This window comes from Bifidobacterium sp. N4G05, assembly GCF_002742445.1.
GTDB lineage: Bacteria > Actinomycetota > Actinomycetes > Actinomycetales > Bifidobacteriaceae > Bifidobacterium > Bifidobacterium hominis.
The window spans coordinates 14,074-30,844 of the sequence record NZ_NJNQ01000004.1; the positions used below are offsets into that span (position 1 = coordinate 14,074).

Here is a 16,771-nt window from a genome sequence, read left to right on the forward strand (position 1 = left end):
TGGAAGGAACACCTATGGAAACCATCATTAATAATGTTCTGTCACAGATGCAGAACATGCTCGATCCGTCGCAGCTCAAACATTTGGCCGAAGTACTCAGAGTCACGTTACTGCCAGCTCAGGAAACATCAGCGCCGCAGAATCTGCTGACGCTATTCCTCACGGCAAAAGAGGTCGAAGGCTGCTCGCCGAAAACCATCGCTTACTATGAGAGCACGCTCCAGCACATGACCCAGGCCCTTGCCAAGCCCTGCACGCGGATAAACAGCGATGACTTGCGCGAGTACCTCAACAGATACGAGAACGAACGTCATGCGGGCAAGGTCACCATCGACAACATTCGGCGTATCATGTCAAGCTTCTTCGCGTGGCTTGAAGACGAGGATTATATCGTCAAAAGCCCCGTAAGACGCATCCACCGTGTGAAGACCGCCGTAATGGCTAAGGAAGTCCTGAGCGACGAAAACCTGGAAACTCTGCGGGACCGATGCGGCACCTTGCGGGATCTTGCCATCGTGGACATTCTCGCATCCACAGGCATGCGAGTGGGCGAATTGGTCGGTTTGAACATAGCCGACGTAAATCTTCAGGAGCGGGAATGCTTGGTTACAGGCAAGGGAAACAAGCAGCGTCCCGTCTATTTCGACGCCAGAACGAAGCTCCATCTCACCGCATACCTGCAATCGCGTAACGACAGCAATCCGGCGCTATTCGTCGCTTTGAATGGCGATGGCGACCGTATCAGCATCGGCGGCATCGAAAGCCGCCTCAGGCGGCTCGGCAAAGACGCCGGCATCAATCGAGTCCATCCACATAAGTTCCGTCGTACTCTGGCCACGCACGCCATCGACAAAGGCATGCCGATCGAACAGGTGCAAAAACTGCTCGGGCATGCGAGAATAGACACGACCATGCACTACGTCATGGTCAACCAGAACAACGTGAAAGCTTCACACAGAAGGTATTTGGAATGAGCTGGCGAGAGACGACCCTTGGTGAGATTACCGACTTAAAAAGAGGATTTGATTTGCCGAAAAGCCAGCGTTTGCAAGGGGATGTGCCGGTTTATTCATCATCGGGAATTACCGGATCTAATAGTACTGCAGCAGTAGAGGGGCCCTGTGTAATCACAGGGCGATGCGGCACTATCGGAGAAGTTTTCTTTTCGGGTGGTCCATGTTGGCCTCTCAACACAGCTTTGTATTCTACCGAATTCAACGGCAACAATCCTCGATTTATTTATTATCTTTTGCAGACAATTCCTTGGCAGGGATACACAACAGCTAGTGCTGTGCCAGGTGTCAATCGAAATCACGTGAATCTCTGCCCTGTCAAGATACCTGACAGGGCAACGCAAGATGCAATCGTAGAAGTGCTTGATTCCATTGTCGACAAAATTGCCCTTAATAATCGGCTAAATGATTATTTGTTAGCTGCGTGAGGTCAACCTTCGAAACGTCGATTGCGCCGGACATAAGTTTTGGAAGAAGCGTTTCGCGCAGTAACTCGAGTTTTGCTGTTTGTTGTTCATTTATCTGGATATGACGATATATCGGATCAGCAAAAGTGCAGAAATCCTTGATTTCTTCGTTATCCGGATTTGGCATCAAGTAGTTAAGGGTGTCTTTGGGCTGCGCTCTCTGGCGACTTCCCGTGGAACCGCTTACGTGCTCAAGCAGATAGTCAGTAAACCTAGGCGAATCAATGGCCGCATAGTAAAAGCTCTTATATTCTTTCAAATATGGTCTATACACGATGAATTCTGTTGAACATACTGCGTTATTACTTGAGCAACATGGCATCCAGATTCGCTTGGTGGATGGATTTAGCTTAGAGATAAGAATGCACTCACTGTCGATTTGGTACTTGTTGCTCTTGATTCCTGACGCAGGTTCAAAAATAGGTCTATGCTTTTCGTCAAATGCTGGAATGCTGTAATGTTCCCATATTTCGTCAGCGTGCTCTTGTGGCTTTAATGCCTTTGTCAAGATCGAAAGAACGTTTTTCAGTTCAGTCGTATTGACATTGTCGCTAAACCGATGCGCAAAAACTGATGATACGAGCTCAAACAAATAATCATTTAGCTGGTTGTTAAGCTCGATTTTCCTATCAAACAAACTAAGAACATTTGCAATAGCATTTTGTTCCGCCATCGAAGGAAGAGGCAATTTCATGGCACAAAGATTACTCTGGCTCAGCTTTGGCTGCGTAGATCCTGTTACGTAGGCAGAAATATCAGTCATATTAAGAAGATGTCTCAGAAAAACGAGATTACACTTTTCGGACTCAGCAATAACATGCGCATGATTATTCACTCTGAATTTTCCAGAAGCCGCATTCGCAATAGGATTCTTGCGACTCCTAAGATTTTCCCCATCTTCAGCAACCAGTAGGTAATCTCCCTCATAGGTGTAATCATCTAGATAATCGACAATACCTTGAGCTCCGTAATAAGGATAGGAACCTTTTCTGTCCTTTCTGTCCCTAGAAGATATCGGCTCTCTCTTGACATCTTCAAGCTCGATAACATCACCTAGACGCGTCAGCTGCTCACATGCCATAGCCGATGGCCTCCAGATTCTTCTTGATCTGCTCTTGCAGACGGTTGGATTCTTCGAAGCATTTGGCGATCTCGTCGGTCAGACGGGTCATCTTCTCCTCGAATGGCTCATCGTCTTCTTCCACTTCGGCGACACCGACGTAACGGCCCGGAGTCAGGATGTAATCCTGCGCCTTGATATCTTCCGTCGTGGCGATGGCGGAGAAGCCCTTCTCCGTTTCCAGAGTGCCGTCACGGAACGCGTCGAACGCAGTCGATACCTTGGCGATGTCCTCATCGGTGAACTCGCGGAGCCTACGGGACACCATGGTTCCCATATCACGCGCGTCGATGAACAACGTCTTGTCGGACTGCTTCTTGTTCTTGGTGATGATCCACAGGCTCACAGGTATGCCGGTGCTGTAGAAAAGCTTGTCCGGCATTGCGATGATGCCTTCGACCAGATCGGCATCCACGATCTTGGCGCGGATCTCGCCCTCGTTGTTCGTCTGGCTGGACAACGCGCCGTTCGCCAGGACCATCCCCATGCGGCCTGAACGGTTGAGGTGGTGGATCATGTGCTGGACCCATGCGAAGTTGGCGTTGCCCTCCGGTGGGGTGCCGTACTGCCAGCGTACGTCGTTCTTGAGTTTCTTTCCTCCCCAGTCCTTCAGGTTGAAGGGCGGGTTAGCGAGGATGAAATCGAATTTCTCGGTCTTGTGCAGGTCCTCGAAGAACGTGTCGGCATTATGATCGCCCAGATCCGCGTCGATGCCGCGGATCGCGAGGTTCATGGTCGCCATCTTCCACGTGGTCGGATTGAACTCCTGACCGTACACGGAGATGTCGTTAATGTTGCCCTGATGGCGTTTGACGAAATCCGCGGACTGCACGAACATGCCGCCGCTGCCGCAGCACGGATCGTACACTCGCCCGTGGTAGGGTTCGATGACTTCGACCAGCGTCTTCACGACGCACGCGGGCGTGTAGAACTCGCCGGCGTTCTTGCCCTCCGCTTCGGCGAACTTGGCCAGACAGTACTCGTAGGTGCGTCCGAGAATGTCGCGGCTATCGCCCTTTTCGGCCATCTTCACATTGGTGAACAGGTCCACGACCTCGCCCAGACGTCGCTTGTCGAGCTCCTGGCGGGCGAAGTTCTTCGGCAGGATGCCCTTGAGCTTGTTGTTCTCGGCCTCGATCTGGCGCATGGCCTCGTCGATGACCTTGCCGATCTCAGGCGTGTGCGCGGCGGCTGCGATGGTCTTCCAGCGGGCGCTTTCGGGAACGAAGAAGATGTTCTCGCTCGCGTATTCGTCGCGGTCCTCTTCGAAGCCCTCTCCTTCTTCAACGAGATCTTGGTATTTTTGGTCGAACTTGTCGGAGATGTACTTCAGGAAGATGAGGCCGAGCACGACGTTCTTGTATTCGGAAGCGTCGATGTTGCCGCGCAGCTTGTCGGCGGCGCTCCAGATCTGTTCCTCGAAGCCGATCTCGGCGGTATTGTCCTTCTTCTTTGCCATGTCTTGTATTATCCTCCTGCTCATCCTATTCGCTGATCTTGGTGTCGGCCCACAGCTCGCACTGTTCCATGACGGTCTTCATGGCGTCCTCGACGCCTTCGGGCGGATACTTGTATTTGCGCAGCAAACGTTTGATGGCACGCCGCATGCCGGCCCTGGCGCTTTCCTTCTTCTGCCAGTCGATCGTGGCGTTGCTCCGCATCGCATCGGTCAGCTCGCGGGCTATCGAGACGAGCTGGTCGTTGTCGTAGAAGTCTTTGACCGCCTGCGGCTGGGTAATTGCGTCGTAGAACGCCATCTCCTCGTCGCTCAAGCCGAGCTTCTGCGCGTCGTCGCGGTCCTTCATGATCTCCTTGGCCATGTTGACGAGCTCTTCGATGACCTGCGCATTAGTGAGCATGCCGTTGAGATACGCATTCAACGTGTTCTGGAGCATCTCGCTGAACTTCTGGGATTTGACCACGCTGGTGCGCCCGTACGCCCGCACCTTCTCCTTGATGAGGCGTTTCAGGCTCTCGATCGCGATGTTCTTCTCCTTCATGCCGGCGACCTCCTGGAGGAACGCCTCATCGAACAGGGAGATCTCCACGCTGTCCTTCTCGAACAGGTTGAGCACGCCGTCCGCATGCACGCTCTGCTGGAGGATCTCGCTCACCTGCTTGTTGAACTCCGTGTACGTCATGCTGCTGCCCCCGCCGGAGCCGCGTCCGGTCAGGCGAAGGACCTGCACGCGCAATACGGATAGATAAGCCGCCTCATGAGCGTCCTCCTCGCTCACCATGCTCTTGCACAAGCTCAGTGCCTGGTTCATGAGCTGGCATTGCTTGAGGAACGATTCCGTGTTTTCGTGCCGTTCCGGATCGAGCAGCCAGTCGGTTCCCTCCGCGATGGCGTCGGCAAGAGCCTCCCTGCTGTTCCGGAAGATGAGTTTGCGGTAGTCGAAGCCATACATGAGACCGCGGCACACGTCGAGCTTTTCGAGGAATTTCGGATAGGCGGTCTCGGCGATGTTCATGTCGCCGTAATTGCGCTGGTCACGGCTGGTATAGTCCTTCATCGCCTGCTTGAGCGCGCCTGCGATGCCGATGTAATCCACGACCAGACCGCCCTCCTTGCCCTTGCACACGCGGTTGACGCGGGCGATGGCCTGCATGAGGTTATGGCCCTTCATCGGCTTGAACACGTACATGGTGGACAGGCTGGGCACGTCGAAGCCGGTGAGCCACATGTCCACGACGATGGCGATCTTGAGGGAATCGGAATCGTCCTTGAACCTGCGTTCCATCTCCTTCTTGTGCGTGGTGCCACCGCACACGTCGAACCATTCCTCCGGATCCTGGTTCGACATGGTCATCACCACGCCGACCTTGTCCTTCCATTCGGGGCGCAGCTCCATGATCCTGTAGTAGATCTTCATCGCGATCGGCCGGCTGTACGCCACGATCAGGGCCTTGCCGGCCAGGATGTCGGCGCGGTTGTTCTCGTAATGGTCCACGATGTCGCGGCACAATGCGTCGATGGTCTCGGGAGTGTCGAAGATGGCGTCGAGGCCGCCGAGGTCATGCTTGGACTTCTCCACGCTCGCCTCGTCAGCCTGGTCCGCGAACTCCTTGTAGACCGCGTCGATACGGCCCAACGCGTTCTCGTCAAGATGGAGCGAGACCACACGGCTTTCGTAGTAGACCGGCTTGGTGGATTCGTCCTCGACGGACTGGGTCATGTCGTACACGTCGATGTAGTCGCCGAAGATCTCGCGGGTGTTGCGGTCATCCGTGGAGATCGGCGTTCCGGTGAAACCGATATAGGACGCGTTCGGCAGCGCCTTGCGCACGACACGGGCCGCGCCGACCGACACATGACCGTCCGCATTGATCCGTTCGGTCAGGCCGTACTGGCCGCGGTGAGCCTCGTCCACCATCACCACAACGTTGCTCCGGTCGCACAACGGCTCGTCGCCGTCCGAGAACTTCTGCATGGTCGTGAAGATGATGCCGTTCGCCTCACGACCCTCAAGCAGTTCCTGAAGGTTCCTGCGGCTCTCGGCCTGGACCGCCTTCTGGCGCAGGAACCTGGCGCAGCGGCTGAATTGTCCGAAAAGCTGGTCGTCGAGATCGTTGCGGTCGGTGATGACCACGATGGTCGGGCTTTCAATATAACGCTGCAGCAGATGCGCGAAGAACACCATTGAAAGTGATTTTCCGCTTCCCTGGGTATGCCAGAACACGCCAATCTTGCCATCCCCATTGACGGCCTCATCCGCTCTGACGATGGCTTTCCTCACCGCGAAATACTGGTGGTATGCGGCGATGATCTTCACGACCTGCTCGGAGGAATCGTTGAAGCATACGAAGTTCTGGATGATGTCGAGCAGCCGTTCCTTCGGGAGCATGCCGTCAATCATGGTGCTCCATGTCGCGGCCTTCGTTCCGGAATAGTCGCCGTCAACCGACTTCCAAGCCACGTAACGGTCCTCGTCGGATGTGATCGTGCCGACCCTGGTCTGGGTCATATCGCTCATCACGCAGAACACGTTGGGCACGAACATGCTCGGTATCTGCTTCATGTACTGGCGCAATTGCAGGTACGCGTGTGAAGCGTCCGTCTCCTCGCGTGACGGGGACTTCAGCTCGAACAATACCAGCGGCATGCCGTTCACGAAGATGATGACGTCGGGACGTTTCTCGGAATACTCCACGAACGTCCACTGGTTCACGACATGGAAATCGTTGTTCTCGGGATCGTCGAAATCAAGCAGCCGGACGATGTCATCACGCTCTTCCTTGCCGTCAAAGAAGTGCACTTCGACTCCTGATTGCAGGTAGTCATTGAATATCTCGTTGCGCTGCTCCAAGCTGCCGATCTCGACATTCTGAATCTTCCGAATGGCCTCCTCGACGGCTGCTTCCGGCAGATTTCTGTTGATTCGTCGCAACGCATCCGGGAGAATATCAGGAAGGAATACGTCGCGATACGAGTCGTCGGTGCGGCGAACATCGGGCCCGTACAGGTGCTCATATCCGAGTTTCTCCGTTAGATGTTCGACGATCAGATTTTCGTACCATTCCTCGTTCAGTGGATCCATGGACGTGATGTTGTTCAGAGAACACTCCGAAACCGTACGAGATTCGACTTTGGAAACAGTCATTGTTCACCCCACAAACATATGGATTCTCTCGCAAACCATCTTTCGGTTTAGTCTATCAATTAACCTATCGTCTGGATGTAACCAACATGAGTGTCTGCTGTTTTTAGATTACGTCATGCTGTCTTATTTTTGTTCAGTAGAACAAGAAAAACGCCCGCAGCTTAAACGCCGACGGGCATATTATCTCTTCCTCTCATCTACTTCCCAAACTCAAGCCTCACACCTCGATTCTCGTCTGGAAGCCCGCCGCATGATATTTTCGAAAGCAGACCCCCTCAAAAAACGCACCGCACATCCGATTATCGAATTCACCTCTCAACAACCGAGGCTCGTTTATCACAGGCCCTTCATCTATCACCAGTGCACATCTCTGCGCAGTCCTTTAAGAGCTTCGTTTTTTGTTAAAAACTCCGATGGTTCAGCATCTCGTAAACCATCTTTGTTGTGCCGTTGAGACCCCAAAGCAATATAGCAAGCTTTCTTTGCACGGGTTATTCCGACATAGTGCATGCCAAGAGATTGCTCAATATCTTTTTGTACTCCTTTATATGGAGGCATGATAAAACGATAGGCTTCAAGACAAAAAACGATGTCAAATTCAAGTCCTTTAGCCTTATGATAAGTAAGCACATTAATCTCATCTGACTGAGCAGGACGAAAACCCCTTCTAAGAATATCCACGTCTTTAACGGTGCTGCAATATGCCTCGATATCTTCATCACATCCCAACCCCGGCCCACATAGGTCAGCTATAGCAAACGCTAAATCTGTTTGGTTTACCAGATCTTCTTCACGAACTCCAAAGAAGTCATCAACAAGAGCAAGTCCCTGATTCCGCTTTGTTGTTTTGGCATTAATCCCTAAATAATTATCAAGGAAGTCCCCACTGAAATGTTCAGGATTATAATATTCGGTCAAAAGACCCGAAAGAATACGTTGCCATCGGCTAAAACTCTTAAGAGTAGTGTCAGCAAATCTTTTATGCGGAAGAGTAAGTGCACTGCTAACTCTTTCAAGAGTCCTATTTCTGCACCCAATAATTGCCACTGAACTACGATTCTCCACCTGATATTTCTTCATGATACGAGGCAGGAATCGTTCGATAGTTCTGGAAACGTCTCCCTCATCTCCGGATATATGAACAGCAAAGACTCTCCTTTCTCTCTCCGGAATCGTTTTAGCATGAGTCCCGCCAATGAGCACTCGAGAATACTCCTGAATTGAAGGATCACATCTATGATTTTCATTGATTACGAAATGCTCATATTTTTCGGAACTAATAAGTTCTCTGAGATAGTTAGGGGAACTGCCATTATATTGAAATATCGACTGATCAATATCACCAATCGCCACGCTGCGAAGGCCATAAGACATCAAGGTCTTCATGAGCTGATGCTGGTAGTAATCACAGTCTTGATATTCGTCGATAAAAATACTCGTATATCTCGCTTTGATAAAAATGCGAGCCTGAGGCACCATTTCAAGGACCAATAATGCAGCTGCCCCTATGATATCTACCTGAATAGACTCCACTTCGAACGATTTCAGGATAAAATCTCTACGACATTCCTCCGGCAGTTCTTTCCATTGTCCATAATTAAAGTTGTTATCCTCAGCAACCTTAAGATTCAAAGGTCTGTTAATGATCTGAGGAGCAAAAGGGATAATAATCTGGCTAAGGCAAAAACTATCGACAGTCCCAAAAAAAGACTTCTGCTTTTTTACACCAATTCTTTCACATCGTTTTCTCAGCTCTTCACTGGCCTTATTGGTGTACGAAAGCGCGATGACGCCCTGGAATGAAAGCAAGTCAACAGATTCACGAGCAATCATTCGCACAAGGGTAAAAGTCTTCCCACTCCCAGGACACGCAGTAACAACAGCATTCCCTTCACAATCGATTGCAGCTTGTTGCGCAGACGTTGGCTTCATGTTCATCTGCTCAAAGCACCACCTGATTGATGATGTAGTCCAGCGGAGCAGCCAACGCACTATTCTCCAGCTGACTAAGGTCTGGAACTGATTTAATAAATGAATACATATTTTCTGCTTTTCGCTGCTGCATGACTTTCCGAACCTCCTGAGGCTCATCTCTTTCAAAGAAATCAATTAACTGACTCGCTATAGAACTGGCAACCAAATCATCCTCAAGATCAGAATGCTCGGACAAGAAGAGACCTCGGTCCGCAAAAGCTGCTTTTAATGCGAGGACAGCATCCTTAGCGCTCTGGGGGATATTTGAACCTTTGGAATTGTCAGGCCAAATTAGACCGTTCCTATGCGCAGCAATAAGGTCAATTAGCTCCTCATCTTTGATATAGCTCTCTACAATTCCTATGAGACGCTCTACTCCAGCTGCACGATATTCAGCCTTGCCTTTGATTTTAAACACATCATTATCTGTACGAATTGCATATGGAATACCAAGTTCCGTACATACTCGAACATACGGTTCGAAACCAACACCGTCAACGGAAAGAATTGAAATGTTAAGCCTATCGATATCTTTACCTAGAGCCTGCGCCAATGCAGTGTAGAGAATCCGCTCAGACGGACCTTCAACGAAAAGAACACCTCTTGAAAAGAACACCTCAGAGGAAATGACACTAAGCCGATATCCCATACCTGTTAGCGCTGCATCAACTTCTGCACTGCATCCCGATGCATGACTACCAGTCATGCCATTTCCACCACTCGATAACCTCAGGACGCGACCCTTTTGAAAACGTTCAACAATCTGCGGTGAGTGCGTTGTCATGAAAACCTGACCATCCATCACCGAAGAAAGATATTCCGCAAGCCGCCTCTGCTGGTGCGGATGCAGATGCGCCTCAGGTTCCTCGATAACATATACAACTGCCTTCTCAGGACGTCTCGTAAGCTTATGCTCCGCAATCCAAGTTGCGAAATAGAGTTGATTACTTCGACCGTCCCCGCCAAACACTAGCTGAGAATCGTCACGTAAATATGTCAGCCGAAGGTTATTCAACAGCTTCCCTGCATCAGTATTTCCCGCCACTAGCTCCGCACGGTAACCTTCATTCCCTATGGAAAGCTCGCTCATCTCCCCATTAACCACCTCGAGTGAATTCGCAACATAATGAAGAGAATTGATGTCTTCGTTAAGCTTCATAAGATTTGACTGGATCTGTTCAACGGCGTTAGCATCTTCTTTTTCTTGCACTTCATTTCTTTGGTCACGTGCGATATCTAGTAACTTGCTCTGTTGTTTTTTGAGAAACGAAGAAAGATCCCTGCCACTGCCAACATATTCAACAGTCAGATTTCTGATATATGGACGACCATCACAAGATACAAGCGCTTCGCTATCATAACCAACCAGTATTTCATAGTCTTCTCCCTTAATAAGGGAATAGCGCACGTATGCAACACCATCCTTAACTGCTCCCTGCAACACACTAATCAAATAATCTTCATGAATATCTTCCAATTTTGCAGTAATCTCGATTGCATCAGAATTCGAGTAGATACAAAAATCCGTGTCTTCAAGCTCCAAATCTCGACGACTTAGGTTTGGATCAAAAAGAATACGCAAAGCGTACAATAAATTGGACTTGCCGACATCATTGCCGCCGATAATAAGCGTTTTCTCATCGAGATCTATTGATTCATCTACATAATTACGAAATCCTTTAATGTGTAGATTCGAAATTCTCATGTCTATCCAATCAACTGTTGCAACGAGCCAAACTAACTAGGGCTCTCTCATCAATAATTGTCTATTCTTACAAAAATACAGTCTCATACACGTATTTCATAGAAATCCTGACGCGATAACCACATCACCGGTTCCTTCACTACGAGGAACGAGTCGGACGAATTGCCATCCCGCCCAAGGGACATAGCCTAAGCCTTGCTTTACCCAACCCACACATTTGCCCATAACAATCTCCTATGTCAGCTCGTTACACAAGTAACCCCGAACTACATAACCACGTAAAATCCCACTCATAGCTGAAACAAGACACAGAAGCACCCCAACGACCTGCATCTCGGTAAACGCCTACGAAGTGCACACGAAACAAGACTCATCGACATCACCCGATTACTCCTCAAGTTCGCGATCTACGCATATGAAAACAGAAGTAAGACGACGTCAATCGGAACGCCCTTAGAAGCCATGCCGATCAACTCATCCTTGATATCCTTCGTCCTGTTGTCAACGTTGTCTGTCTGGCGACCACTCGCTCCATCCCGATTGTAAGGCCCAGCGAAAGCAGCATCCACAATATGCGGGAAGCCAACGGTGGCGTGGCTCACAGTATCAAACTGTCTCATGCCAAAACGCCCTTGACCCAATACCCCCGAATGTGTAGTCTTGGTTCTTGGCTGGGGGAGCTTTTTACTGAGACCTGTTACGGAATCCTTAGAACCTGTGAGTCAATGCTCGCGCAGGGAAGCCGAACCACTCCAGAGGCGGTTCCTCCGGTCGAGCGTAACGGCATCATCAGATTGGAGGATCTCAAAAATGGGCAAGGCAAAATTCGACGGATACGCGCAAGAATACGACATCTGGTTCATGACCAACGAGAACGTGTTCCTCAGCGAACTCAAACTCCTCAAGGCCGCACTGGACCTGACCGACGGAGGCAGGATTCTGTCCGTAGGCTGCGGCTCCGGACTCTTCGAAAAAGCACTGAACGACGAGTACGGCATCACTGTGACCGACGGCGTGGAGCCGTCCGAGGATATGTCAGGCATCGCTAGGAAGCGTGGCATGCAGGTTCAGATCGCCACCGCCGAAACCGCGCAGCTGGAGCCGGAATCATATGACGTGATCTACTTCAACGGAAGCTCCAGCTACATTCCGAACCTCGACGTAGCTTACGGCAACATCCTCAAGGCACTAAAGACCGGCGGCAAGCTCGTTCTGCTTGACGTGCCGAAGGAAAGCGCGTACGGTCTGCTCTACCTGCTCGCAGGCAAGCTCGACACCTACACTGCGCCAGAATTGCTCGACACTGCTCCGGCCTGCCCTTACCCGCTCGAGCTGGTTCATACCGCATATTGGCACACCACCGAGGAGAAGTCCCAGGTTCTCACCGAGCATCTGGGACTGCATGACCTTGAATACCGCCAGACGCTCGTGGCTCATCCGGTGTACACGAACCGTGCCGTCGAGGAACCCATCGAAGGCTATCAGGCCGGTGGCTACGTCGCCATCGTCGCCACCAAGTAAAAAAAAATGATTTGCGTGGCATTCACGACATTATGTGGATGCCACGCAAATCATTTTTATTAGATATTTCCGCTTATAAAGCACGGACCTGCCATTCAACGCGCTGAACTCAGCGCTGGTTTTTAGAACCGTTTGGCAAGCTGCTTCTCGCATACTCCTTGAAGCCAGGTCAGTACCGTGCAAAAAGCAAGATAGATCACACCGACCTCGCAATAAAGCACCAGTGGCTCATAGGTGGTGGCGACAATGCGCTGCGCGGCCATGAACATCTCAACCACAGTAATGTTCGAGGCCAGTGAAGTGTCTTTCACCAAAGAGATGAATGTATTGAATAATGCTGGGAATGCCGATCGAAAAGCCTGGGGCAGCACGATCAGCCTCATAATGGTCAGATAGCTGAGGTTCGTGGTCAGGCCGGCTTCGACCTGCCCCTTTGGTACCGCGAGAATAGCTCCGCGAAGTGTCTCAGAAGCGTACGCGCCGACATTCAGGGAGAAAGCGATAAGTGCCGAGGGAAACGCCGGCACGACAATGCCCACGGACGGCAGACCAAAGAAAATAACGAACAGTTGTACCAGCAGAGGAGTCCCTCGGAACACCCACACATAGAATTGCGCGATTCGATGCACCATAGGAACCTTGGCTACTCGAACAAGCGCCACGGCGATGGCCAACACCAGACCTATTGCGAACGATATCAGTGTCAGCGGGATGGTTACCGTCAGCCCAGGAATCAGCAATTTCGTGAAGGAACCGATGATGATTCCCAACAGTCTGTCATCCATGATGCGCGATCCTCATATCCGGCCCGCTTTCGTCGGATCCGCACGCATTATGCAAATCCGTTGAGAACAGGCAAACCCATCTTTCTACTGCTTTACCGAAACGTCCTCTCCAAAGTACTTGACAGACAGTTTCTTCAATGTGCCATCCTCCTGCAGCTTCGCGAGGGCATCGTTCAGCGCCTTCACCAAGTCGTCCTCACCCTTGCGGATCGGGAAGGCCGCCGCGGGGCTGATTTCGGACTTTGCCGCGATCTGCACATCCGCGTCCGGCTTCTGCTTGAGATAGTCCAGCACGGCGAGCTTGTCGTTCAACGTGACATCGGCACGACCGGAGGTAATGGCGTCAACCGCCTGCGCGAAGTCATTGACAGAGACGATGTTCGCGCCATTCTCCTGGGCCGTCTGATTCCAGTTGCTGGTCTTGGTCTCCGCCGCATTCTTACCCTTGATGTCGGAGAAGCTCTTGATGTCGTCGTTGCCCTTCTTCGTCACCGCGACGCTCTGCGAGTAGGTGTACAGGTCGGTGAAATCGTACTTCTGCTTGCGTTCATCGTTCGGAGTCACCTGGTCGGCAACCGTATCGAACTTTTTCGCGTCCACACCCGCGAGCAGCGAATCCCAATTCGCTTCCACGAACTTGGCCTTGACACCAAGTTCCTCGGCGACTGCGGTGGCGACCTCCACATCGTAGCCGGTCAGATTATCGTCGGTATCGTGGTACGAGAACGGTGCATACGTGCCTTCCGTGCCGAACACGATCTCACCGTTCTTCTTGACCTGCTCAAGCTCGCTGGTGGCGGAATCATCGGATCCCGCACCGTTCGAGGATCCGCATGAGGCAAATCCAACGACCGAAACGACAGCAAGCGCGGCGGCAGCATATTTCTTCCAGACAGATTTGGTATCAGACATTTTCTTCCTGTTCTTTCTTAACGTTTTGGAGGGTTTGTTGATTATCAATTACTGAATTCAGACGTTGGGGATTTGGAGTGCGTCTGCTGAATTGTCACGAGTTCTTCCGGTTTCCAATCGTCCAGCACGTTGACATCGTGTATCGATGACAGAAAACGTGCGGTTCGTGGCTCGTTTGGATGGCTGAAGATGTGTTCCGGCTTCCCCTGTTCCACGATGTTGCCTCCTTCGAAGAACACGACTTGGTCGGAGGCGTTGCGGGCGAAACGCATTTCGTGGGTGACCATCAGCATGGTCGTTCCGGAATCCGCCAAGGATTTGATAACGGCGAGCACGCCGTCCACCATTTCCGGATCGAGAGCCGATGTCGGCTCATCCAACACCAACAGTTCTGGATCCATGGCGATCGCGCGCGCAATGGCCACGCGTTGCTGCTGACCACCGGACAGTTTGCTCGGATATCGGTCCGCGAATCCGGCCATGCCCACCCGGTCGAGTTCGTCATATGCGATTCGTACGGCTTCTTTCCTGCCTTTTCCCTTGGCGTGGATCAGGCCGATGGCCACATTGTCCAAAACCGTTCTGTTCAAAAACAGATTGTAATTCTGGAACACAAAACCGATTTTCGCGCGGACCGAAGCGATATCCTTTGGCTTGGTGCTGGTGAGGGACACCGGGCCTTCTCCGAAGTCGATGGTGCCAGCGTTGGCGGTCTCAAGAAAGTCAATCGTTCTCAGCAAAGTGGATTTCCCGGATCCGCTTGGACCGATAATCGAGACAACGCTACGTTCCGAAATGTCCAGGTCGACGCCGTCAAGCACTAATTGCGATTCGAACGACTTTCGAACTCCACGAATTCGTATCATATTCGCCTCCCCCCAGTTCATCCAATCGTGACGGTCAGGCCAATGCATCTTCTGTGATCGCATCGTTCCACTTGTCGGAGTGTTTCTCCGAGGCCTTCTCGAACGCCTGGCCCAGATCCTCTTTGAGATCGGCGACATCTTCAATGCCGATGGCGAGACGAATCAACTCATCCGTAATGCCTACCCTCAGCCTCTCCTCACGGGGAAGTTCGAAGTGGGTCATACGGCACGGAAGCTCCGCCAGGCTTTCGACGGCGCCCAGTGAAACCGCAAGGCGGAACAGTCGAAGATTGTCGAGCACATCAACGGGATCGATTCCGTCGACGACCTCAAAGCTCAATACGCCGCCAGCGCCGCGCAACCCCTTGGCCGCCAGGTCCTCGCCATCGGTAAGACCCGGATAATAGACCTTCTTCACCAACGGGTGGGCAAGCAGGTATTTCGCCACATCGGCGGCATTCTCCTGCTGTCGTTCCAAGCGAAGAGCCAATGTTTGGATGCCCTTACGCACGGAATCGCATTCAACGGGCGCGAGGACGCCACCGAGACGGTTCTGGGCGAAGTAGACGCGCCGCCCTATCTGCTCATCCTTCACCACGACCAGACCAGCGATGACGTCGGAATGGCCCGCAAGATACTTCGTGGCGGAATGCAGTACGATATCCGCTCCCAGATCAAGGGGATTCTGCAGATAAGGTGTCACAAATGTGTTGTCCACAATGACAATCGTTCCGTATCGATGGGCGATCTCAACGATCGCGTGGACGTCGTTCACCTTCAGCAAGGGATTCGTGACCGTCTCAAAATACACCGCCTTGGCTGGCTGGATTCCCCGTTTCGGATCCCCTGCCACAGCACGCTCTACATCTTCCAGAACGCGGGTGTCGGCTGACGTGACCTCCAGACCCCAGCGGTTGAAATGCTCGTTCAGCTGCGAATACGAACCGCCATAGACATTGTCTCCGGCAACGATGCGGTCTCCAGGCTGGAAAATGGACAGCACCGCATGGATCGCCGCCAGACCGGAGGCGAAGGCAAATCCCCTAGTACCATGTTCGAGCTGCGCGATCTGCCTTTCGAGGTATTCGCGCGTTGGATTTCCGCTACGTGCGTAATCCCAACGGGGCATGGCATCGACCGACTCAAATGCAAAAGTGGACGATTTATAGATCGGCGGATTCACGGCCCTGGTGTCATTGTCGTTCACCGGTTCACCGTGGACCAGCTGTGTGTTGAATCTTGCCATCACGCACCCCCTCGGGTTGTAGAGTTGTTTCGCGCGCACATCTTTCATGCTTGCACGATCATCTACTTAACCCGAAAAGAAAATGCGCCACACGCTTGGACTTATCGACATAATTTATATGACGTTTAAACTGTTATCAGGATAATTTATTAGCTTTTATCAATGGAGCAAGACATCGCTCTTTGGTTTTTCTTTCGTCCTATTTGGCTTCCCATGCACCGCAACACGCACAAATTACCACCCTTTAAAGGTGGAACAATGGGTACACTATTCGAGAGAGACTAGGCGTCATAAAGATGCTGTGGTGCACTTCAAGGGCAAGATCATCCAAGTCATCGAAGACAGCGGCCAAGCCACCCAGTACCGTATTAGCGTGACGCCCACGGATTATGGCGGATGGGATGAGCAGGTCGATGATCTGCCGCACGTCGGACTGGGTGGTCGGACCGTTCTGGCCCTTCAGACCACCGGCGAGGGTGATGACGCCATACAAACTAGTTTGTTTTAGTTTGCATGGCGTTCTTGCGGACGCCAACTCCAAGCCTCACGTCGCTCGCG

At 51.7% G+C, this 16,771-nt stretch carries 14 protein-coding genes; 4 read left to right on the forward strand and 10 right to left on the reverse strand.

The genetic code is table 11. The features are described from left to right. The first annotated feature begins 14 nt into the window (after nucleotides 1–14). Together xerA and CE153_RS04775 are read left to right on the forward strand one after the other, a co-directional pair. Nucleotides 15–974: a site-specific tyrosine recombinase/integron integrase gene (gene xerA / locus CE153_RS04770; protein ID WP_058062704.1), complete on the forward strand. Its 960-nt coding sequence runs from the start codon at nucleotides 15–17 to the stop codon at nucleotides 972–974. Beyond that, entirely contained in the window at nucleotides 971–1,441 is a 471-nt protein-coding gene (locus CE153_RS04775; RefSeq protein WP_099595348.1) for a restriction endonuclease subunit S, read from the forward strand. The genes xerA and CE153_RS04775 overlap by 4 nt, the downstream gene beginning before the upstream one ends. Here the strand turns inward: CE153_RS04775 and CE153_RS04780 are convergent. From CE153_RS04780 to CE153_RS04805, 6 genes are all read right to left on the reverse strand, one after another. Beyond that, complete coding sequence (locus tag CE153_RS04780) at nucleotides 1,404–2,561, reverse strand: restriction endonuclease subunit S (RefSeq protein ID WP_099595349.1); 1,158 nt, start codon at nucleotides 2,559–2,561, stop codon at nucleotides 1,404–1,406. The genes CE153_RS04775 and CE153_RS04780 overlap by 38 nt on opposite strands. Then, a complete protein-coding gene (locus CE153_RS04785) occupies nucleotides 2,551–4,059 on the reverse strand; it encodes a type I restriction-modification system subunit M (RefSeq protein ID WP_099595350.1) in 1,509 nt (502 codons plus the stop codon). The genes CE153_RS04780 and CE153_RS04785 overlap by 11 nt, the downstream gene beginning before the upstream one ends. A gap of 25 nt (nucleotides 4,060–4,084) precedes the next feature. Then, nucleotides 4,085–7,141 carry a type I restriction endonuclease subunit R gene (locus CE153_RS04790; RefSeq protein WP_442861968.1) on the reverse strand — a complete coding sequence of 1,019 codons (3,057 nt, stop codon included), beginning with the start codon at nucleotides 7,139–7,141 and terminating at the stop codon, nucleotides 4,085–4,087. Nucleotides 7,142–7,558: 417 nt separating this feature from the next. Next, complete coding sequence (locus CE153_RS04795) at nucleotides 7,559–9,142, reverse strand: UvrD-helicase domain-containing protein (RefSeq protein WP_099595352.1); 1,584 nt, start codon at nucleotides 9,140–9,142, stop codon at nucleotides 7,559–7,561. A gap of 4 nt (nucleotides 9,143–9,146) precedes the next feature. Beyond that, nucleotides 9,147–10,883 (reverse strand): ATP-dependent nuclease, encoded by a 1,737-nt coding sequence (locus CE153_RS04800; RefSeq protein WP_099595353.1) that lies wholly within the window; start codon nucleotides 10,881–10,883, stop codon nucleotides 9,147–9,149. 407 nt (nucleotides 10,884–11,290) lie between these two features. Then, a complete protein-coding gene (locus tag CE153_RS04805; RefSeq protein WP_099595354.1) occupies nucleotides 11,291–11,503 on the reverse strand; it encodes a hypothetical protein in 213 nt (70 codons plus the stop codon). A 190-nt stretch (nucleotides 11,504–11,693) separates the two neighbouring features. Between CE153_RS04805 and CE153_RS04810 the strand changes: the two genes are divergently transcribed. After that, on the forward strand, nucleotides 11,694–12,404 hold the full coding sequence (locus CE153_RS04810) for a class I SAM-dependent methyltransferase (protein ID WP_099595355.1): 711 nt from the start codon (nucleotides 11,694–11,696) through the stop codon (nucleotides 12,402–12,404). Nucleotides 12,405–12,526: 122 nt separating this feature from the next. On the opposite strand, the gene CE153_RS04815 is transcribed toward CE153_RS04810, so the two are convergent. The 4 genes from CE153_RS04815 to CE153_RS04830 form a co-directional block, all read right to left on the reverse strand. After that, on the reverse strand, nucleotides 12,527–13,189 hold the full coding sequence (locus tag CE153_RS04815; RefSeq protein ID WP_099595356.1) for an amino acid ABC transporter permease: 663 nt from the start codon (nucleotides 13,187–13,189) through the stop codon (nucleotides 12,527–12,529). An 84-nt stretch (nucleotides 13,190–13,273) separates the two neighbouring features. Continuing rightward, entirely contained in the window at nucleotides 13,274–14,101 is an 828-nt protein-coding gene (locus tag CE153_RS04820; RefSeq protein WP_099595357.1) for an amino acid ABC transporter substrate-binding protein, read from the reverse strand. 44 nt (nucleotides 14,102–14,145) lie between these two features. Then, nucleotides 14,146–14,967, reverse strand: coding sequence for an amino acid ABC transporter ATP-binding protein (locus CE153_RS04825; RefSeq protein ID WP_099595358.1), 822 nt, complete (start codon nucleotides 14,965–14,967; stop codon nucleotides 14,146–14,148). A 34-nt stretch (nucleotides 14,968–15,001) separates the two neighbouring features. Then, a complete protein-coding gene (locus CE153_RS04830) occupies nucleotides 15,002–16,213 on the reverse strand; it encodes a trans-sulfuration enzyme family protein (protein WP_099595359.1) in 1,212 nt (403 codons plus the stop codon). Between the two features lie 301 nt (nucleotides 16,214–16,514). Between CE153_RS04830 and CE153_RS08840 the strand changes: the two genes are divergently transcribed. Next, nucleotides 16,515–16,721, forward strand: a complete 207-nt coding sequence (locus CE153_RS08840; protein ID WP_155497141.1) for a hypothetical protein — start codon at nucleotides 16,515–16,517, stop codon at nucleotides 16,719–16,721. The last annotated feature ends 50 nt before the right edge of the window (nucleotides 16,722–16,771 follow it).